Genomic DNA, 19,522 nt, shown 5'->3' on the forward strand with positions numbered 1-19,522 from the left:
CATGAGCACCCGTACCCCGCTGATGGCGGGCAACTGGAAGATGAACCTCAACCATCTTGAGGCCATCGCGCACGTCCAGAAGCTCGCCTTCGCCCTGGCCGACAAGGACTACGACGCCGTCGAGGTCGCCGTCCTGCCGCCCTTCACCGACCTGCGCTCGGTGCAGACGCTGGTCGACGGCGACAAACTGAAGATCAAGTACGGCGCCCAGGACATCTCGGCGCACGACTCCGGCGCGTACACCGGTGAGATCTCCGGTCCCATGCTCGCCAAGCTGAAGTGCACCTATGTGGCCATCGGCCACTCCGAGCGCCGCCAGTACCACCACGAGACCGACGAGATCGTCAACGCCAAGATCAAGGCCGCGTACAAGAACGGCCTCACCCCGATCCTGTGCGTCGGCGAGGAGGAGTCGGTCCGCGAGGAGAACCGCCACGTCGCGCACACCCTCGCGCAGGTCGACGGCGCGCTCAAGGACATTCCGGCCGAGCAGGCCGAGTCCATCGTGATCGCGTACGAGCCGGTCTGGGCCATCGGGACCGGCAAGGTCTGCGGCGCCGACGACGCCCAGGAGGTCTGCGGGGCCATCCGCGGCAGGCTCGCCGAGCTGTACTCCCAGGAGCTGGCCGACGCGGTCCGCATCCAGTACGGCGGCTCGGTGAAGTCGGGGAACGTCGCGGAGATCATGGCAAAGCCCGACATCGACGGTGCGCTGATCGGTGGCGCCGCTCTCGACGCGGACGAATTCGTCAAGATCGTCCGCTTCCGCGACCAGTGAGTATGCGGTAGCGCGGATCCGTCGTACCCTTGCGGGGGCCGAGGAGGTGCGTCCTCCCGGCCCCCGTTGTCCGTCAGATCCGTTAGAGCAGTCCAAGGGAATTCCGGAAAGTAGGGACCAGCCGTGGTTATGGGGTTCTCGATCGCCCTGATCGTCTTCAGCCTGCTGCTGATGCTGCTGGTGCTGATGCACAAGGGAAAGGGCGGCGGCCTCTCCGACATGTTCGGTGGCGGTATGCAGTCGTCCGTCGGTGGCTCGTCGGTCGCCGAGCGAAACCTCGACCGGATCACCGTAGTGGTCGGTCTGGGATGGTTCGCGTGCATTATTGTGCTTGGTCTGCTGATGAAGCTGGACAACTGACCCGTCGTCCGCGATTCCCGGTGAGGGTGTAACTCCTTTCACTGGACGCACGTTGGGCCTTACGTAGACTGGGGCATCTTCGAGCACCATCACGCAGGGAGTTACGACCGTGGCAAGTGGCAACGCGATCCGGGGAAGCCGGGTCGGAGCGGGGCCGATGGGGGAGGCCGAGCGGGGCGAGTCCGCGCCGCGCCTCCGCATCTCCTTCTGGTGCTCGAACGGGCACGAGACGCAGCCGAGCTTCGCCAGTGACGCGCAGACACCGGAGACGTGGGACTGCCCGCGCTGTGGTTTCCCGGCCGGCCAGGACCGGGACAACCCGCCGGACCCGCCGCGCACCGAACCGTACAAGACGCACCTTGCGTACGTGCGCGAGCGGCGCAGCGATGCGGACGGCGAGGCCATCCTCGCCGAGGCCCTCGCAAAACTCCGGGGCGAAATCTAAGAGTTGTTCACCGGCCGGTCACCCCCAGGGTGCCCGGCCGGAGTGCATTTGTCGGCGCCGCAGCCCTCTGTCGCCTCGTCCACCCCTCTGATCAATTAAGTTGGAGGGGCAGCGGGGCATGTGCAGGCACGAGAAGAAGTGGGCTGATATCCGGGATGAACGCACAAAGCCGAACCAAGCTCAATCAGACGCCCGAATGGACCGCTCTCGGCAAGCACCGTGAGCAGCTCGGCCAGACCCATCTGCGGCAGCTGTTCGCGGACGATCCTGAACGCGGCACCGGATATACCCTCCGGGTCGGCGATCTGTATCTCGACTACTCCAAGCACCTGGTCACCGACGAGACGCTCCGGCTGCTGCGCGAGCTCGCGGACGCCACCGGTGTCGCCGGGCTGCGGGACGCCATGTTCCGTGGCGAGAAGATCAACACCACCGAGGACCGTGCTGTCCTGCACACCGCGCTGCGTGCCCCGCGCGACGCTGTCATCGAAGTGGACGGCGAGAACGTGGTGCCCGCCGTGCACGCCGTGCTCGACAAAATGGCGGCTTTCGCCGACCGCATCAGGTCGGGGGAGTGGACCGGTCACACCGGCAAGCGGATCAAGAACGTCGTCAACATCGGCATCGGCGGCTCCGACCTCGGTCCCGCCATGGCGTACGAGGTGCTGCGCTCCTTCACGGACCGCTCGCTCACCGTCCGCTTCGTGTCCAACGTCGACGGCGCCGACCTGCACGAGGCCGTCCGCGACCTCGACCCGGCCGAGACGCTCTTCATCATCGCGTCGAAGACGTTCACCACGATCGAGACCATCACCAACGCCACCTCCGCCCGCAACTGGCTGCTGACCGGTCTGCGCGCCGACCAGGACGCCGTCGCGAAGCACTTCGTGGCACTGTCGACGAACGCCGAGAAGGTCGCGGATTTCGGTATCGACACCGCCAACATGTTCGAGTTCTGGGACTGGGTCGGCGGCCGCTACTCGTACGACTCGGCCATCGGCCTCTCGCTGATGATCGCCATCGGCCCGGACCGGTTCCGCGAGATGCTCGACGGCTTCCACCTCGTCGACGAACACTTCCGCACGGCCCCGCCGGAGGCCAACGCCCCACTGCTGCTCGGCCTGTTGGGTGTCTGGTACGGCGCGTTCTTCGATGCCCAGTCGCACGCCGTACTGCCGTACAGCCACTATCTGTCCAAGTTCACCGCCTACTTGCAGCAGCTGGACATGGAGTCCAACGGCAAGTCCGTGGACCGGGACGGCCATCCTGTCGAGTGGCAGACCGGACCGGTCGTCTGGGGCACGCCCGGCACCAACGGGCAGCACGCCTACTACCAGCTGATCCACCAGGGCACCAAGGTCATCCCGGCCGACTTCATCGGCTTCGCCGAGCCGGTCGCCGATCTGCTGCCCGGGCTGGTCGCCCAGCACGATCTGCTGATGGCCAACTTCTTCGCCCAGACCCAGGCGCTCGCCTTCGGCAAGACGCCGGACGAGGTCCGTGCGGAGGGCGTCGCCGAGGAACTCGTGCCGCACAAGACATTCCGGGGGAACCACCCCACGACCACGATCCTGGCCGACCGGCTGACGCCGTCCGTCCTCGGCCAGCTGATCGCGCTGTACGAGCACAAGGTCTTCGTCCAGGGCGCCATCTGGAACATCGACTCGTTCGACCAGTGGGGCGTCGAGCTCGGAAAGGTCCTCGCCAAGAAGATCGAACCGGTACTGACCGGGACGGCGACATCAGTCGCGGCGGGGGGCGGCGAGCAGCTGGACAGCTCGACCGCCGCGCTGGTCGCCGCGTACCGCACGCGCAGGGGTCGCTGAGCCGGATGCCCCCGGGGGAGAGGGCGGTACGGCTCCGGCCGCCGAACAGCACGCCGGACCCGAGCGCCGTCGCCCGGTGGCGGCCGAGCGGCTGCTGACCGCGGCGGTCCTCGGCGTGGCGTGTGCCGTCCTCTCCCCCGTCGGTGGCTCGTACGGGGCCGCGGTCCCCAGCATCGGCTTCGCCCGCGAGGCCGTATCAGGGCTGCTGGAGGCCTTCCTGGGGCGCGCCCCGCCGACCGCCCGACCCGGTCAGCCGTGCGTCGTGTCGATGACGCAGAAGCGGTTGCCCTCGGTGTCCGCCAGCACCACGAAGTCCGGGTCCTGCGGATACAGCTGCCAGTCGACCCGGGCCGCCCCGAGCATGAGCAGCCGCTCCACCTCGGCGTTCTGCTCCTCGGTGTACAGATCCAGATGGACCCGGGGGACCTCCTGCACGGGGGACTCGCTCAGCCCCAGGGACAGCCCGACGCCCTGCCCGTCGGCCGGCACCAGCACCACCCAGTCGTCCGTCGCCGGCTCACGCTCCACATAGCCGAGCGCCGCCGTCCAGAAGGCGGCCGCCCGACGGACGTCCGACGCACCCATCACCACGGTTCCGATACGCACCATGGCCGGAGCCTTTCACGGCGAAGGCCCGGTCCGCTCCTGAGAGCGGACCGGGCCCGGCGTACAGCAGTACTGACGACGGCTCAGGGAGAGGCCGGCGGATACAGTGCGCGCGGCAGCCGGGAGGCCGCCGCAGCATCCAGCAGCCACAGGGTGCGGCTGCGTCCGTACGCGCCCGCCGCCGGGGCCTGGAGCTCCCCGGCGCCCGACAGCGCGATCTCCGCGGCCTCCGCCTTGTCCTCGCCCGCCGCGAGCAGCCACACCTCGCGCGCCGCCCGGATCGCGGGCAGGGTCAGCGAGACCCGGGTGGGCGGCGGCTTGGGAGCGCCGTGCACACCGACGACGGTGCGCTCGGTCTCCCGTACCGCGGGCAGCTCCGGGAAGAGCGACGCGACATGGGTGTCCGGGCCCACGCCCAGCATCAGCACATCGAACGTCGGCACCGGGCCGTGATCCTCCGGACGGGCCGCGGCGGCCAGTTCGTCGGCGTACGCGGCCGCGGCGGCGTCTGCGTCGTTGCCGCAGGGGCCGTCCGACGCGGGCATCGCATGGACCAGGGACGGATCCAGCGGCACCGAGTCCAGCAGGGCCCGGCGGGCCTGCGTGACATTGCGCTCCGGATCGCCCTCCGGCAGGAACCGCTCGTCGCCCCACCACAGTTCGAGCCGCGACCAGTCGATCGCGTCCCGGGCGGGCGCCTCGGCGAGAGCGGCCAGCAGGCCGTTGCCGTTGCGTCCGCCGGTGAGCACCACCGAGGCGTGACCGCGCGCGGCCTGAGCGTCCACGATCTTCGTGATCAGCCGGGCCGCGGCGGCCTGCGCCATCAGCTCCTTGTCGCGGTGCACGACAAGTTGAGGGGCACTCACTTCGGTGCCGCCTTCTTCGCCGCAGTCTTCTTCGCGGCTGCCGGTGCGGCGGCGGTGGCGGCCTTCTCCGGATCGGCGGGCTTCGGCTCCGCCGCGCCGCCGAGCCGGTCCACGCCGAACTTCACCGCGGACGCGTAGATGTTGTCCGGGTCGAGACGCCGCAGTTCCTCGGCGAGCAGTTCGGCGGTCTCCCGTCGCTTGAGCGCCACCGCACGGTCCGGCTGCCCCTCCATGCAGAGCGTGGCCAGCGAACCGTCGGGCCGGTCCAGGACGATGGTGCCGCCCTTGGTCTGCATCCGTACGGCCGTCAGACCGGGACCGTCGGAATGCGTGCGTTCAACCGGCACGCCCAGCCGGTCCGCGAGCCACATCGCGAGCAGCTCACAGCTCGGGTTCTCGGACTCGCCCTCGACCGTCGCCGAGAGGACCTCGACGGGCTTCTGGTCGAGTGCGGCCGCGAGCATCGAGCGCCACGGCGTGATGCGGGTCCAGGACAGATCGGTGTCGCCCGGGGTGTACGACTTGGCGCGCACCGCGAGTTCGGCGCTCGGGTGCTCCGCCGAATACGCGTCCGTGATCCGGCGCTGGGCGAGTGCGCCCAGCGGATCATTGGCCGGGTCCTCGGGCGCGCCCTCGGGCCACCACACCACGACCGGGGCGTCCGGCAGCAGCAGTGGCAGGACCACCGACTGGGCGTGGTTGGCAAGTTCACCGTGCAGTCGCAGCACGATGGTCTCGCCGGAGCCCGAGTCGGAACCGACCCGCACCTCGGCGTCGAGCCGTGCGTCGCGCCGACTGCGCGGCGAGCGGCTGACCCGCTTGATCACCGCGATGATGCGCGAGGGGTGCTCGCGCGAGGAGTCGCCGGCCGACTTCAGAGCGTCGTACGCGTTCTCCTCGTCGGTGACGACCACCAGGGTCAGCACCATGCCGACAGCCGGGGAGCCGGCGGCACGCCGGGCCGACACCAGCGCCTGGTTGATCTTGCTGGAAGTGGTTTCCGTGAGATCGATCTTCATGGCCGACGCCAGCTCCGTCCATCTCGTGCGAGCATCTCGTCCGCCTCGGCCGGACCCCAGGTGCCCGCCGCGTACTGCGCGGGCTTGCCGTGCTTGTCCCAGTACTTCTCGATCGGGTCGAGGATGTTCCAGGAGAGTTCGACCTCCTGGTGGCGGGGGAAGAGGTTGGCGTCGCCGAGCAGCACATCGAGGATGAGCCGCTCGTACGCCTCCGGGCTGGACTCCGTGAAGGACTCGCCGTAGGCGAAGTCCATCGTGACGTCCCGGACCTCCATCGAGGTGCCGGGGACCTTGGAGCCGAAGCGCACCGTGACGCCCTCGTCCGGCTGCACCCGGATGACCAGGGCGTTGCCGCCCAGCTCCTCCGTCGCACCGGACTCGAAGGGCAGGTACGGCGCGCGCTTGAAGACGACCGCGATCTCGGTGACCCGGCGGCCGAGCCGCTTCCCGGTCCGGAGGTAGAACGGCACGCCCGCCCAGCGGCGGTTGTTGATCGTCAGTTTGATCGCGGCATAGGTGTCGGTCTTCGACTTGGGGTCGATACCGTCCTCCTCGAGGTAGCCGAGCACTTCCTCGCCGCCCTGCCACGCGTGCGCGTACTGGCCGCGCACGGTGTGCTTGCCCAGGTCCTCCGGCAGCTCCACCGCTGTGAGGACCTTGAGCTTCTCGGTGACCAGGGCCTTCGGGTGGAAGGAGCCGGGCTCCTCCATCGCCGTCAGCGCCAGCAGCTGGAGCAGGTGGTTCTGGATGACGTCACGGGCTGCCCCGATGCCGTCGTAGTAGCCGGCCCGGCCGCCGATGCCGATGTCCTCGGCCATCGTGATCTGGACATGGTCGACGTACGACCGGTTCCAGATCGGCTCGAACATCGTGTTGGCGAAGCGCAGCGCCAGGATGTTCTGGACCGTCTCCTTGCCCAGGTAGTGGTCGATACGGAAGACCTCGTTGGGCGGGAACACATCGTGCACGAGCTGGTTGAGCTCCTGCGCGCTGGCGAGGTCGTGGCCGAACGGCTTCTCGATGACGGCGCGCCGCCAGGAACCCTCCTTCTGGTCCGCCAGCCCGTGCTTCTTGAGCTGCTGGACGACCTTGGGGAAGAACTTCGGCGGAACGGACAGGTAGAAGGCGAAGTTGCCGCCCGTGCCCTGTTCCTTGTCGAGTTCCTGGATGGTGGCCTTGAGGGTCTCGAAGGCGTCGTCGTCGTCGAAGTTGCCCTGGACGAAGCGCATCCCCTGGATGAGCTGCTGCCAGACCTCCTCACGGAACGGCGTACGCGCGTGCTGCTTGACCGCGTCGTGGACTTCCTGCGCGAAGTCCTCGTCGTGCCACTCACGGCGCGCGAAGCCGATGAGCGAGAAGCCCGGCGGCAACAGGCCGCGGTTGGCCAGGTCATAGATGGCGGGCATCAGCTTTTTACGGGACAAATCGCCCGTGACGCCAAAGATGACCAGGCCCGACGGCCCCGCGATACGCGGGAGCCGGCGGTCCTGGGCGTCACGGAGCGGGTTGGCTCCGGGAACACCAGACAAAGTACTCAGCCCTCCGAAGGGGCGAGGCGCTTGAGCTCCGCCTCGGTGGAGTTGAGCAGGTCGATCCAGGACGCCTCGAACTTCTCGACGCCCTCGTCCTCGAGGAGCTGCACGGCGTCGTCGTAGGAGATCCCGAGCTTCGCGACGGCGTCGAGCTCGGCCCGCGCCTGGGCGTAGGTACCGGCGATGGTGTTGCCGGTGACCTCCCCGTGGTCGGCCGTGGCCTCCAGGGTGGCCTCGGGCATGGTGTTCACCGTGCCGGGGGCGACCAGGTCGACGACGTACAGCGTGTCCTTGTACGCGGGGTCCTTCACGCCGGTGGAGGCCCACAGCGGGCGCTGCCTGTTGGCCTGCGCCTTGTCCAGGGCGGCCCAGCGGTCGGAGGAGAAGACCTCCTCGTACGCCTCGTAGGCCAGCCGGGCGTTGGCGAGCGCCGCCTTGCCCTTCAGCGCCTTGGCCTCGTCGGTGCCCACTGCGTCGAGCCGCTTGTCGATCTCGGAGTCCACGCGGGACACGAAGAACGAGGCCACCGAGTGGATCTTGGAGAGGTCCAGGCCCGCGGCCTTCGCCTTCTCCAGGCCCGCCAGGTAGGCGTCCATGACCTCGCGGTAGCGCTCCAGCGAGAAGATCAGCGTGACGTTGACGCTGATACCCCTGCCGATGACCTCGGTGATGGCCGGCAGACCGGCCTTCGTCGCCGGGATCTTGATGAGCGTGTTCGGCCGGTCAACCAGCCAGGCGAGCTGCTTGGCCTCGGCGATCGTCGCGTGGGTGTGGTGGGCCAGCCGCGGGTCGACCTCGATGGAGACCCGGCCGTCCTGACCGCCCGTGGCGTCGAAGACCGGCCGCAGGATGTCGGCGGCGTCACGGACGTCCGCCGTCGTGATCATGCGGATGGCCTCGTCGACCGTGACCTTCCGGGTCGCGAGGTCGGTGAGCTGCTGCTCGTAACCGTCGCCGTGCGAGATGGCCTTCTGGAAGATCGACGGGTTGGTGGTGACGCCCACGACGTGCTGCTGGTCGATCAGTTCGGCCAGGTTGCCGGACGTGATCCGCTTGCGCGACAGGTCATCGAGCCAGATCGCCACGCCCTCGTCGGAGAGGCGCTTGAGTGCGTCTGTCATGAGAATTGCATCTCCTACTAGTCGTATAACGGCGTCAGCGCGTGACGTCGGCGAGGGATTCCCGCGCTGCGGCGGCCACGTGCTCGCCGGTGAAGCCGAACTCGCGGAAGAGGACCTTGGCATCGGCCGAGGCACCGAAGTGCTCCAGCGAGACGATCCGGCCGGCGTCACCGACGTACCGGTGCCAGGTCAGACCGATGCCCGCCTCGACGGCGACGCGGGCCTTCACGGACGGCGGCAGAACGCTGTCCTTGTACGCCTGGTCCTGCTCCTCGAACCACTCGACGGACGGCATCGACACGACCCGGGTCGGGATGCCGGCCGCCTGCAGTTCCTCGCGCGCCTCGACGGCGAGGTGCACCTCGGAACCGGTGCCGATCAGGAGGACCTGCGTCTCCGCGCTCTGCCCGTCGGTCCCTTCGGAGTCGAAGAGCACATAGCCGCCCTTGGCCGCGTCCTCGTTCGCCTCGTACGTCGGCACGCCCTGGCGGGTCAGCGCCAGACCGTGCGGGGCGCCCTTGCCGAACACCTTGGTGTAGCGGCGCAGGATCTCGCGCCAGACGATGGAGGTCTCGTTGGCGTCGGCCGGGCGGACGATGTTCAGGCCCGGGATGGCGCGCAGCGAGGCCAGGTGCTCCACCGGCTGGTGGGTCGGGCCGTCCTCGCCGAGACCGATCGAGTCGTGCGTCCACACGTACGTCACCGGCAGGTGCATCAGCGCGGACAGACGCACGGCGTTGCGCATGTAGTCGGAGAACACCAGGAAGGTGCCGCCGTAGATGCGGGTGTTGCCGTGCAGTGCGATGCCGTTCATGGTCGCGGCCATGGCGTGCTCGCGGATACCGAAGTGGATCGTTCGGCCGTACGGGTCCGCGCCCGGCAGCGGGTTGCCCGCCGGGAGGAACGACGACGTCTTGTCGATCGTGGTGTTGTTCGAGCCGGCGAGGTCGGCGGAGCCGCCCCACAGCTCGGGGATGATCTCACCGAGCGCCTGGAGCACCTTGCCGGAGGCGGCGCGGGTGGCGACCGCCTTGCCCGGCTCGAAGACCGGAAGCTTGTCCTCCCAGCCCGCGGGCAGCTCGCCCGCCGAGATCCGGTCGAACTCGGCGGCGCGCTCCGGGTTGGCGGTGCGCCACGCGGCGAACTTCTTCTCCCACTCGGCCTTGGCCTCGCGGCCGCGGTCCAGCGCCTCACGGGTGTGCGAGATGACCTCTTCGGAGACCTCGAAGGTCTTCTCCGGGTCGAAGCCCAGGACCTTCTTGGTCGCGGCGACCTCGTCGTCGCCGAGCGCCGAGCCGTGCGAGGCCTCAGTGTTCTGGGCGTGCGGGGCCGGCCAGGCGATGATCGAGCGGGCCGCGATGAACGACGGACGCTCGGTCTCGGCCTTGGCCGCCTGCAGCGCGTCGTACAGACCCGCCGGGTCCAGGTCGCCGTTGGGCAGCTGGGCGACGCGCTGGACGTGCCAGCCGTACGCCTCGTACCGCTTCAGGGTGTCCTCGGAGACCGCGGTCTCCGTGTCGCCCTCGATGGAGATGTGGTTGTCGTCCCAGAGCAGCACCAGGTTGCCCAGCTTCTGGTGCCCGGCCAGCGAGGACGCCTCCGCGGAGATGCCCTCCTGCAGGCAGCCGTCACCCGCGATGGCCCAGACCATGTGGTCGAACGGGGAGGTGCCGGGGGCCGCCTCCGGGTCGAACAGACCGCGCTCGTAGCGGGCGGCCATCGCCATGCCCACGGCGTTGGCGACACCCTGGCCCAGCGGGCCCGTCGTCGTCTCGACACCGGTGGTGTGGCCGTACTCCGGGTGCCCGGGGGTCTTCGAACCCCAGGTACGGAATGCCTTGAGGTCATCGAGCTCCAGGCCGTACCCGGCCAGGTAGAGCTGGATGTACAGGGTCAGGCTGGTGTGGCCCGCCGAGAGCACGAACCGGTCGCGGCCCGTCCAGTTCGCGTCGGCGGGGTCGTGCCGCATCACCTTCTGGAAAAGGGTGTACGCGGCGGGAGCCAGGCTCATCGCCGTACCCGGGTGGCCGTTTCCGACCCTCTGTACGGCGTCGGCGGCAAGGACGCGGACAGTGTCCACGGCCCGCTGGTCCAATTCGGTCCACTGGAGGTCTGTGGTGGTCGGCTTGGTGCTCACCCTGAGTCAGGGCTCCTCTCCACTGTTGTAAACCGGTGACTGTGACCGCACCGGACATTGTCGAGCCTACCCCCGACGGAAGCCGCAATTTCCGGGTGCTTTCCAGGGTGCAGGCGACCCGCGAAGTTCGCCTCCCGTATGAGCGGGAGGGCTCACTTCTGCGCTACTCCAATGAGCGCGACCGGCTACTTCTGCGCCACTCCGATGAGCGTCACTCCTTACTTATGCGCCTCTCTTGCGCGGCGCTTCTGCACCGATTCCGCACAGCACTTCTGTGCCACTCCAACACGACCCCACCCCCGCGAAGAACGGCCTGTCCCCAACGTCTACAGTGGTCTGGTTCGCGCAAGTCTTCACTGGGCCTTCATGCCCGGAGCTTGCTGGGATTTCTCTGTCAGGGGTGTGCGTGACGGCCGTCGAGTCCCGACCCGCAGGGGTCGCCTTGACTCCGAGCCCAGGGGGCCATCGCCCGTTCGGGGCCCGTGTCAAGGCATTCGTGGCGCTGACCAAGCCGCGGATCATCGAGCTGTTGCTGATCACCACTGTTCCGGTGATGTTCCTGGCCGCTCAAGGCGTGCCCGACCTGTGGCTCGTACTCACCACCACCATCGGCGGATATCTCTCCGCGGGCGGTGCCAATGCGCTCAACATGTACATCGACCGCGACATCGACGCGTTGATGGACCGTACGTCGCAGCGCCCACTGGTGACCGGCATGGTGAGCCCGCGCGAATGCCTGGCCTTCGGTATCGCCCTCGCGGTGATCTCGACGGTCTGGTTCGGACTGCTGGTCAACTGGCTGTCGGCGGCGCTGTCGCTCGGCGCCCTGCTCTTCTACGTCGTCGTCTACACGATGCTGCTGAAGCGCCGCACCGCGCAGAACATTGTCTGGGGCGGCATCGCGGGCTGCATGCCGGTCCTCATCGGCTGGTCCGCCGTCACGAACTCGCTGTCGTGGGCCGCCCTCATCCTCTTCGCCGTCATCTTCTTCTGGACGCCCCCGCACTACTGGCCGCTGTCGATGAAGGTGAAGGACGACTACGCCCGGGTCGGCGTTCCGATGCTTCCGGTCATCGCCTCCAACCGGGTGGTGGCCCGCCAGATCGTCATCTACAGCTGGGTGATGGTGGCCGTCTCGCTGCTGCTGACCCCGCTCGGCTACACCGGCTGGTTCTACACCTCGGTGGCGCTGCTGACCGGCGGTTTCTGGCTCTGGGAGGCACACGGCCTGCAGAACCGGGCCAAGGCCGGGGTGTCCGGTGCCAAGCTCAAGGAGATGCGACTGTTCCACTGGTCGATCACCTATGTTTCGCTGCTGTTCGTCGCCGTCGCGGTGGACCCCTTCCTGCGGTGACCCCGCTTCTGCTCCTGCCGACGGGCGGGTGACGTGGTCCATGCCACGTCGCCCGCCCGTCGCCAGTTGATCTACCCGTCGGTAGCATCCGTTGTATGGCAGAGACGGCAGAAACCCAGCAGGTTGACGACAGCAAGCAGGCCGCCCGCGCGGAGCGCAGGGCAGCCAGGCTCGCCAAGCAGATCGGCGCCTTCGCCAAGGCGCACGGCGGCGCCGAGGGGCAGCTCGCGTACATCGGGCAGATGGGCACCCGCATCGTCCTGGTCGGCGGGGACGGCGGCTGGGGCGACCTGGTCGCACCGTCGTACGCGGTCGCCGAGAGCGCCACCGCGAAGGCCGGGATCACGATGCACGAGTCCTTCGACGGCGAGTTCGCCGCCAAGGTCCGCACCGGCCCCTACGAGTGGACGCGGATGGCCGGGATCCAGGTCGGCGGCCCGTCCAACAAGGCCTGACCGGTCGCCCGGGCCGCACCCGAGGGCGTGCGGGCGTATCCCGGTGGCGCAGGAGCAACACCTCGCACCGGGTTCACCCGTTAGGACGTGTACACACACGTCGTCACAGGGAGCTCCGGATGACCGACATACTGCCCGTGGCAGATCTGGTCGATCAGCACTGCCACGGGGTGCTCCGGACCGAGCTGGGCCTCGGCACCTTCGAGGCCCGGCTGGCGACGGCCGCCACGGCCGGCGGGCAGCCCGCCCCCGGCACCACCTTCTTCGACACCCAGACCGGCTTCGCCGTGCGCCGCTGGTGCTCGCCGCTGCTGGGCCTCGAACCCCACTGCCCGCCGGCCGGCTATCTGGCCCGCCGCCGGGAACTGGGCGTGCTGGAGACCGGTCGACGGCTGCTGCGGGCCACCGGCGTCTCCACCTATCTCGTCGACACCGGGCTCCCCGGCGACCTCACGGGCCCCGCCGAGATCGCCGTCGCGTCCGGGGCCGACGCCCGCGAGCTCGTCCGGCTGGAGTCGCTGGCCGAGCAGATCGCCGACACCTCGGGCACCGTCGAGGGTTTCCTCGCCAACCTCGCCGAGGCCGTGCACACCTCCGCGGCCACCGCCACCGCCTTCACCTCCGTCGCGGCCGCACGCCACGGCCTGGAACCCGACCCGGGGCCGCCCGGGCCGGGCGCGGTGCGCGGCGCGGCCGGGCGATGGCTCGCCGGGCGGGAGGCGGAACGCAGAGCGGCACGCACCGGCGGGGGCGGTCCGCGTGCGCCGTACACGGCCCCCGACGACCCGGTGTTGCTGCGGCATCTGCTGTGGACCGCCGTGGCCTGCGGGCGGCCTCTGCAGTTCCATCTGCACTCCACCGACCCGCAGCGGCTGGCGGGCTTCGCCGCCGCCACGGCCGGGCTCGGCAGCGATCTGGTACTGCTGCACAGCTACCCGTACCACCGGCACGCCGCGCAGCTCGCGAGCGTCCATGCGCATGTGTACGCCGACGTGGGCGCCGCCCTCGCCCGGACGGGGGCGCGCGCCGCGGCCGTCCTTGCCGAGGTCCTCGAGCTGGCCCCCTTCGGCAAGCTGCTCTTCTCCAGCGGCGCCCAGGGGCTGCCGGAACTCCATGTGGTGGGCGCGCGTCAGTTCCGCGAGGCGCTCGGCCGGGTGCTGGGCGGCTGGGTGGCGGACGGCGCGTGGTCGCGTGCCGATGCCACGCGGGTCGCCGCGATGATCGCCTCCGGCAATGCGCGCAGGGTGTACGGGCTGGTGTGAAGGGCGGCTCAGCCCTTGTCCTTGTCGGGGGCCTTCGCGTGGGATTCGGCCGCCGGAGCGAAGCGGGCTCCCTGTTTCTCGGCCCAGCCGCGGAAACCGGACATGTGGGTGGGCGTCGAGAAATGACCGGCGTCCTCTCCCGTGCCCGTGCGCAGCAGCACGTACTGGCACCCCTGGCAGTGCTTGAGGTCCGGTCCCTGCGTACCCCCGGTCGCGTACACCCGGTCCGCGAAGCGGGCGGCGCGGTCACGTTCTTGCACCGCGGTACGGACCGAGGCGCGGGCGATCGTAGCCCCGAGCGGGATCAGGACGATCATCAACCCGAACCGGCGCCACGAAACGTCCGCGAACAGGATGACCAGACCGATGACGACGACCAGCGAGGGCAGCGCGGTACTGACGCCGGGCAGCTTCGCCCGGGGGACGGGCATCTCGTACTTCCCGCTCTCCGCGAGCGAAAGACCACGGTGAAAGCACCGGACGCGGTCCTGTCCCGTACACGAACCCATGTCCCACCCCAGAGACCGAACGAACGATCTGTGACGGCCTTCATGGTGAGGCCGGAGGGGTGTGTTCCTTGAAACCGTGACGGGAAATGGCCGAAAGGGGAGGGGAAGTGAGTCGATCGCCGCCCTTGCGCTCAGCCGGCGGCTGCGGGCTCCGGCTGTTCGGCGGCGGCGGGGTCGGGGACGGAGGCGACGGCCGAGGGGCGCTCGCGCAGCGACAGCAGGACCCGCAGGACCGCGATCCACACCAGGCACGAGCCGAGCATGTGCAGCCCGACCAGGACCTCCGGGGTGTCGGTGAAGTACTGGACGTAACCGATCACGCCCTGCGCCATCAGCACCAGGAAGAGATCACGGGTACGGCGCTGCGGCCCGGCCGGCGCGTCGACGGCCTTCAGTACGAACCAGAGCGCCACCGTCAGCGCCACCACGACCCATGCGAGATCGGCGTGCAGCTGCGCGATCGACTTCCAGTCGAGCGGGATGCGGTGGACATCGCTGGAGTCGCCCGCGTGCCGTCCGGCACCCGTGACGACCGTGCCGACCGCGATCAGCAGACCGGCCGCGCCCGTCAGCAGCCAGGTCAGCTGCGAGACCGCCTTGCCCACCAGCGGACGGGGCTCGGCGTCGCCCTCGCGGACCCGCTGCCAGGTCACCACGGCGACCGTGAGCAGCGCGGTGGAGAGCAGGAAGTGCGCCGCGACGGTGTACGGGTTGAGGCCGACCAGCACCACGACGCCGCCGAGCACCGCATTGCCCATGACCACCCAGAACTGTGCCCAGCCGAGCCGGGTGAGGCTGCGCCGCCACGGCTTCGCCGAGCGGGCGGCGATGATCGTCCAGCCGACCGCCGCGCACAGGACGTACGTGAGCATCCGGTTGCCGAACTCGATGGCGCCGTGGAAGCCCATCGCGCTGGTCGCGGTCAGGGACTCGTCGGTGCACTTGGGCCAGGTCGGGCAGCCGAGGCCGGAGCCGGTGAGCCGAACAGCGCCGCCGGTCACCACGATGAGCACGGCCATCACGACGGCCGACATCGCCGCCCGGCGGACCGTCCGGGGGGACGGAGTCCAGCGTTCGGCGATGCAGAGAAGCGGGTTCCGCGCGGCTTGAGCGACTTCGGCTCGGGTCAGCTTGGGCACGCGCACCATCGTAAGCGGCGGCTTGTGCAAGCTTTCACGAGGGGGACGAGTTACCCCGAACCGTCGGGCCGGAGCGATCCGTCCGCGGTCATTCCCAGCGGAAGAACTTCGCCGCAGCGCCCAGCCCGAGCACCGACCAGACCGCGAGGATCCCGAGATCCCGCCACGGCATCGAGGCGCCGTGCTGGAGCACGTCCCGCAGTCCGTCCGACAGGGCCGCGATCGGCAGCAGTCCGAGCACCGACTGCACCGCGCCCGGGAACTTGTCCAGCGGCACGATGACCCCGCCGCCGACCAGCAGCAGCAGGAAGACCAGATTGGCGGCGGCGAGCGTCGCCTCCGCCTTCAGCGTCCCGGCCATCAGCAGCCCGAGACCGGAGAAGGCCGCGGTGCCGAGCACGAGGAGCAGCAGGACGGCGAACGGGCTGCCGTGCGGCGACCAGCCGAGCGCGAACGCGATCGCTGTCAGCAGCACGACCTGCAGCACCTCGGTGACCAGTACGGAGAGCGTCTTGGCGGTCATCAGACCCCAGCGGGGCAGCGGTGAGGCACCGAGCCGCTTGAGCACGCCGTAGCGCCGCTCGAAGCCGGTGCCGATCGCCTGGCCGGTGAAGGCGGTGGACATGACGGCGAGCGCGAGAATGCCGGGCGCCAGGAAGTCGACGGACCTGCCCGCGCCGGTGTCCACGATGTCGACCGCGCTGAACAGCACCAGCAGCAGCGTCGGAATGATCACCGTCAGGAGGAGCTGCTCGCCGTTGCGCAGCAGCATCCGCGTCTCCAGCGCGGCCTGTGCACCGATCATGCGGGGCAGCGGGGCGGCACCGGGCCGCGGGGTGTACGTACCGGCGCTCATGCGCGCAGCTCCTTGCCGGTCAGTTCCAGGAAGACGTCCTCCAGGGTGTGGCGCTCGACGGAGATGCCGTCCGGCATCACGCCGTGCTGCGCGCACCAGGAGGTGACGGTGGCCAGCAGCTGCGGGTCGACCTGGCCGACGATGCGGTACGCGCCGGTGGTGAGCTCGGCCGCCTGCGTGCCGTCGGGCAGCGCCTTCAGCAGCGAGCCGAGGTCGAGACCGGGGCGGCCGGTGAAGCGCAGGGTGTTCTCGGCGCCGCCGCGGCAGAGCGTCTCCGGGCTGCCCTGGGCGATGACCCGGCCCGCGTCGACGATGGCGACATCGTCGGCGAGCTCCGCGGCCTCGTCCATGAAGTGGGTGGTGAGGACGACCGACACACCGTCGGAGCGCAGTTCCCGTACGAGATCCCAGGTGGAGCGGCGGGCCTGCGGGTCGAGGCCCGCGGTCGGCTCGTCCAGGAACACCAGCTCGGGGCGGCCGACGACGGCCATCGCCAGGGCGAGCCGCTGCTGCTGGCCGCCGGAGAGCCGCCGGTAGGTCGTACGGCCGCAGCTGCCGAGGCCGAGGCGCTCGATCAGGGCGTCGACGTCCAGCGGGTGGGCGTGGAGTTTCGCCATGTGGCGGAGCATCTCGTCGGCGCGTGCTCCGGAGTGGACACCACCCGACTGCAGCATCACGCCGATCCGGGGGCGGAGCGCGGCGGCGTCGGCGACGGGGTCGAGACCGAGGACGCGGACGGTGCCCGCGTCGGGCCGGCGGTAGCCCTCGCAGGTCTCGATCGTGGTGGTCTTGCCGGCACCGTTGGGGCCGAGGACGGCGGTGACCGCACCGGTGCGTATGCCCAGGTCGAGGCCGTCCACGGCGGTCTTGGTGCCGTACTGCTTCACCAGGCCACGGATCTGCACGACCGGCTCGTTCTTCATGGCCGGTAAGTCTAGGCAGCGGCCCGGCGGGCGAGTCCCCCGGGGCCGAATTAGGTAACCCTAAGTGACGAACTCCACCGTTGATCGTTTCGGACCGTGGTTGTCAGGGCTGGAGGAATTACGCAACAATGGCGTTGTGAAATACCAGGGCGAGGCTCCGCAGGAGGAACTCGCGACCGGCGAGCGCTCGACGCGCAACCGGGTCGCGCGCTCCATCCTGGACCACGGCCCGTCCACCGTCGCCGATCTGGCGAAGCGCCTGGGGCTGACCCAGGCCGCCGTCCGCCGCCATCTCGACGCCCTCGTCTCCGACGGTGTCGTCGAGGCCCGTGAACAGCGGGTGTACGGGGCGCGGACCCGCGGCCGTCCGGCCAAGGTGTTCGCCCTGACCGACTGTGGCCGGGACGCCTTCGACCAGTCGTACGACAAGCTTGCCGCCGACGCTCTTCGCTGGATCGCCGAGACCGCGGGCGACGAAGCGGTCGTCTCCTTCGTTCGCGCCAGGGCCGCCGCCCAGTCGGTGGCCTACCGCAAGACGATCGACGCGGCGGACCCCGAGAAGCGCACAGAGGCGCTGGCCAAGGCCTTGTCCGCCGACGGGTACGCTGCTACGGCGCGAAGCGCGCCGGGCCCTCAGCAGGGCGAGCAGCTGTGCCAGCACCACTGCCCGGTCGCACATGTCGCCGAGCAGTTCCCGCAGCTGTGCGAGGCGGAGACGGAGATCTTCTCCAGCCTGCTCGGGACCCATGTGCAGCGTCTGGCCACCATCGCCCACGGCGACGGGGTGTGCACGACGTTCGTACCGCGCGGCGGACCCGCAACCGCACAGACCACCACATCAGCATCTGCAAGCACGGCCGGGAGGAACCCCGCATGACGCTCCCCACGGAGACTGCCCACCCTGAGCTCGAGGGTCTGGGTACCTACGAATTCGGCTGGGCCGACTCCGACGCGGCAGGCGCGGCGGCGAAGCGCGGCCTCTCCGAGGCTGTCGTACGCGACATCTCGGCCAAGAAGAACGAGCCCGAGTGGATGCTGAAGCTCCGCCTCAAGGGCCTGCGTCTGTTCGACAAGAAGCCCATGCCGAACTGGGGCTCGGACCTGTCGGGCATCGACTTCGACAACATCAAGTACTTCGTGCGGTCCACCGAGAAGCAGGCGGAGTCCTGGGAGGACCTGCCCGAGGACATCAAGAACACTTACGACAAGCTCGGCATCCCGGAGGCGGAGAAGCAGCGCCTGGTCGCCGGTGTCGCCGCGCAGTACGAGTCCGAGGTCGTCTACCACCAGATCCGTGAGGACCTGGAGGAGCAGGGCGTCATCTTCCTCGACACGGACACCGCGCTGAAGGAGCACCCGGAGCTCTTCAAGGAGTACTTCGGCACCGTCATCCCGGTCGGCGACAACAAGTTCGCCTCGCTGAACTCGGCCGTGTGGTCCGGTGGCTCGTTCATCTACGTGCCGAAGGGTGTCCGCGTCGACATCCCGCTGCAGGCCTACTTCCGTATCAACACGGAGAACATGGGCCAGTTCGAGCGGACGCTGATCGTCGTCGACGAGGACGCCTACGTCCACTACGTCGAGGGCTGCACCGCGCCGATCTACTCCTCGGACTCGCTGCACTCCGCCGTCGTCGAGATCATCGTGAAGAAGGGCGGCCGCTGCCGCTACACGACGATCCAGAACTGGTCGAACAACGTCTACAACCTGGTCACCAAGCGCGCCGTGGCGTACGAGGGCGCGACCATGGAGTGGGTCGACGGCAACATCGGCTCCAAGGTCACCATGAAGTACCCGGCCGTCTACCTGATGGGCGAGCACGCCAAGGGCGAGACGCTCTCCATCGCCTTCGCGGGCGAGGGCCAGCACCAGGACGCCGGATCCAAGATGGTCCACATGGCGCCGAACACCTCCTCCAACATCGTCTCCAAGTCGGTGGCGCGAGGCGGCGGCCGCACCTCGTACCGCGGTCTGGTCGAGATCGGCGAGGGCGCCGCGGGCTCCAAGTCCAACGTGCTGTGCGACGCGCTCCTGGTCGACACGATCTCCCGCTCCGACACGTACCCGTACGTGGACGTCCGCGAGGACGACGTGTCCATGGGTCACGAGGCCACCGTCTCCAAGGTCTCCGAGGACCAGCTCTTCTACCTGATGAGCCGCGGTCTGACCGAGTTCGAGGCCATGGCCATGATCGTGCGTGGCTTTGTCGAGCCGATCGCGCGCGAGCTGCCCATGGAGTACGCGCTTGAGCTCAACCGGCTGATCGAGCTGCAGATGGAGGGTTCGGTCGGCTAGCACAGCCTGACGACCGAATCCCCCGACTTTTGACAGAGA

Annotated in this window: 19 protein-coding genes; 9 read left to right on the forward strand and 10 right to left on the reverse strand. The window is 69.2% G+C overall.

The window, feature by feature from the left end; translation table 11 throughout:
* The first annotated feature begins 1 nt into the window (after window position 1).
* The 4 genes from tpiA to pgi all read left to right on the forward strand — a co-directional run bounded on the left by tpiA (window position 2) and on the right by pgi (window position 3,409).
* The gene (gene tpiA / locus ACWCP8_RS14850; protein ID WP_352264524.1) at window positions 2-778 is read left to right on the forward strand and encodes a triose-phosphate isomerase; all 777 of its coding nucleotides are present in this window, start codon (window positions 2-4) and stop codon (window positions 776-778) included.
* Between the two features lie 129 nt (window positions 779-907).
* Window positions 908-1,138, forward strand: coding sequence for a preprotein translocase subunit SecG (gene secG, locus ACWCP8_RS14855; protein ID WP_030919783.1), 231 nt, complete (start codon window positions 908-910; stop codon window positions 1,136-1,138).
* A gap of 109 nt (window positions 1,139-1,247) precedes the next feature.
* On the forward strand, window positions 1,248-1,583 hold the full coding sequence (locus ACWCP8_RS14860) for an RNA polymerase-binding protein RbpA (RefSeq protein ID WP_078852825.1): 336 nt from the start codon (window positions 1,248-1,250) through the stop codon (window positions 1,581-1,583).
* Window positions 1,584-1,738: 155 nt separating this feature from the next.
* Window positions 1,739-3,409, forward strand: coding sequence for a glucose-6-phosphate isomerase (gene pgi, locus ACWCP8_RS14865; protein ID WP_451116241.1), 1,671 nt, complete (start codon window positions 1,739-1,741; stop codon window positions 3,407-3,409).
* Between the two features lie 249 nt (window positions 3,410-3,658).
* On the opposite strand, the gene ACWCP8_RS14870 is transcribed toward pgi, so the two are convergent.
* The 6 genes from ACWCP8_RS14870 to tkt all read right to left on the reverse strand — a co-directional run bounded on the left by ACWCP8_RS14870 (window position 3,659) and on the right by tkt (window position 10,690).
* Complete coding sequence (locus ACWCP8_RS14870) at window positions 3,659-4,018, reverse strand: VOC family protein (RefSeq protein ID WP_352264528.1); 360 nt, start codon at window positions 4,016-4,018, stop codon at window positions 3,659-3,661.
* Window positions 4,019-4,098: 80 nt separating this feature from the next.
* Window positions 4,099-4,881: a 6-phosphogluconolactonase gene (gene pgl / locus ACWCP8_RS14875; RefSeq protein WP_356003925.1), complete on the reverse strand. Its 783-nt coding sequence runs from the start codon at window positions 4,879-4,881 to the stop codon at window positions 4,099-4,101.
* Window positions 4,878-5,900 (reverse strand): glucose-6-phosphate dehydrogenase assembly protein OpcA, encoded by a 1,023-nt coding sequence (gene opcA / locus ACWCP8_RS14880; RefSeq protein WP_352264532.1) that lies wholly within the window; start codon window positions 5,898-5,900, stop codon window positions 4,878-4,880. Before opcA ends, pgl begins: the two co-directional genes overlap by 4 nt.
* Complete coding sequence (gene zwf / locus ACWCP8_RS14885; RefSeq protein ID WP_352264534.1) at window positions 5,897-7,429, reverse strand: glucose-6-phosphate dehydrogenase; 1,533 nt, start codon at window positions 7,427-7,429, stop codon at window positions 5,897-5,899. Before zwf ends, opcA begins: the two co-directional genes overlap by 4 nt.
* 5 nt (window positions 7,430-7,434) lie before the next feature.
* Window positions 7,435-8,553 carry a transaldolase gene (gene tal / locus ACWCP8_RS14890; RefSeq protein WP_451116245.1) on the reverse strand — a complete coding sequence of 373 codons (1,119 nt, stop codon included), beginning with the start codon at window positions 8,551-8,553 and terminating at the stop codon, window positions 7,435-7,437.
* 34 nt (window positions 8,554-8,587) lie between these two features.
* The gene (gene tkt, locus ACWCP8_RS14895) at window positions 8,588-10,690 is read right to left on the reverse strand and encodes a transketolase (protein ID WP_451116247.1); all 2,103 of its coding nucleotides are present in this window, start codon (window positions 10,688-10,690) and stop codon (window positions 8,588-8,590) included.
* Window positions 10,691-11,090: 400 nt separating this feature from the next.
* Between tkt and ACWCP8_RS14900 the strand changes: the two genes are divergently transcribed.
* The 3 genes from ACWCP8_RS14900 (at window position 11,091) to ACWCP8_RS14910 (ending at window position 13,761) form a co-directional block, all read left to right on the forward strand.
* Complete coding sequence (locus ACWCP8_RS14900; RefSeq protein WP_352264539.1) at window positions 11,091-12,044, forward strand: heme o synthase; 954 nt, start codon at window positions 11,091-11,093, stop codon at window positions 12,042-12,044.
* Window positions 12,045-12,139: 95 nt separating this feature from the next.
* A complete protein-coding gene (locus tag ACWCP8_RS14905; RefSeq protein ID WP_030919814.1) occupies window positions 12,140-12,499 on the forward strand; it encodes a hypothetical protein in 360 nt (119 codons plus the stop codon).
* 119 nt (window positions 12,500-12,618) lie between these two features.
* On the forward strand, window positions 12,619-13,761 hold the full coding sequence (locus ACWCP8_RS14910; protein WP_451116249.1) for an amidohydrolase: 1,143 nt from the start codon (window positions 12,619-12,621) through the stop codon (window positions 13,759-13,761).
* Window positions 13,762-13,769: 8 nt separating this feature from the next.
* Here the strand turns inward: ACWCP8_RS14910 and ACWCP8_RS14915 are convergent, their stop codons facing one another.
* The 4 genes from ACWCP8_RS14915 to ACWCP8_RS14930 all read right to left on the reverse strand — a co-directional run bounded on the left by ACWCP8_RS14915 (window position 13,770) and on the right by ACWCP8_RS14930 (window position 17,188).
* Window positions 13,770-14,192 (reverse strand): hypothetical protein, encoded by a 423-nt coding sequence (locus ACWCP8_RS14915; protein ID WP_352264543.1) that lies wholly within the window; start codon window positions 14,190-14,192, stop codon window positions 13,770-13,772.
* Between the two features lie 209 nt (window positions 14,193-14,401).
* Complete coding sequence (locus ACWCP8_RS14920; RefSeq protein WP_451116251.1) at window positions 14,402-15,418, reverse strand: COX15/CtaA family protein; 1,017 nt, start codon at window positions 15,416-15,418, stop codon at window positions 14,402-14,404.
* Window positions 15,419-15,497: 79 nt separating this feature from the next.
* The gene (locus ACWCP8_RS14925) at window positions 15,498-16,265 is read right to left on the reverse strand and encodes an ABC transporter permease (RefSeq protein ID WP_352264547.1); all 768 of its coding nucleotides are present in this window, start codon (window positions 16,263-16,265) and stop codon (window positions 15,498-15,500) included.
* Window positions 16,262-17,188: an ABC transporter ATP-binding protein gene (locus ACWCP8_RS14930; protein ID WP_451116253.1), complete on the reverse strand. Its 927-nt coding sequence runs from the start codon at window positions 17,186-17,188 to the stop codon at window positions 16,262-16,264. The genes ACWCP8_RS14925 and ACWCP8_RS14930 overlap by 4 nt, the downstream gene beginning before the upstream one ends.
* Window positions 17,189-17,324: 136 nt before the next feature.
* On the opposite strand from ACWCP8_RS14930, the gene ACWCP8_RS14935 reads away from it, so the two are divergent.
* The gene (locus ACWCP8_RS14935; protein ID WP_352264550.1) at window positions 17,325-18,065 is read left to right on the forward strand and encodes a helix-turn-helix transcriptional regulator; all 741 of its coding nucleotides are present in this window, start codon (window positions 17,325-17,327) and stop codon (window positions 18,063-18,065) included.
* Window positions 18,062-19,483 carry a Fe-S cluster assembly protein SufB gene (sufB, locus tag ACWCP8_RS14940; protein ID WP_326603017.1) on the forward strand — a complete coding sequence of 474 codons (1,422 nt, stop codon included), beginning with the start codon at window positions 18,062-18,064 and terminating at the stop codon, window positions 19,481-19,483. The genes ACWCP8_RS14935 and sufB overlap by 4 nt, the downstream gene beginning before the upstream one ends.
* Window positions 19,484-19,522 lie beyond the last annotated feature (39 nt).

It is taken from the genome of Streptomyces sp. NPDC002206 (genome assembly GCF_053593595.1).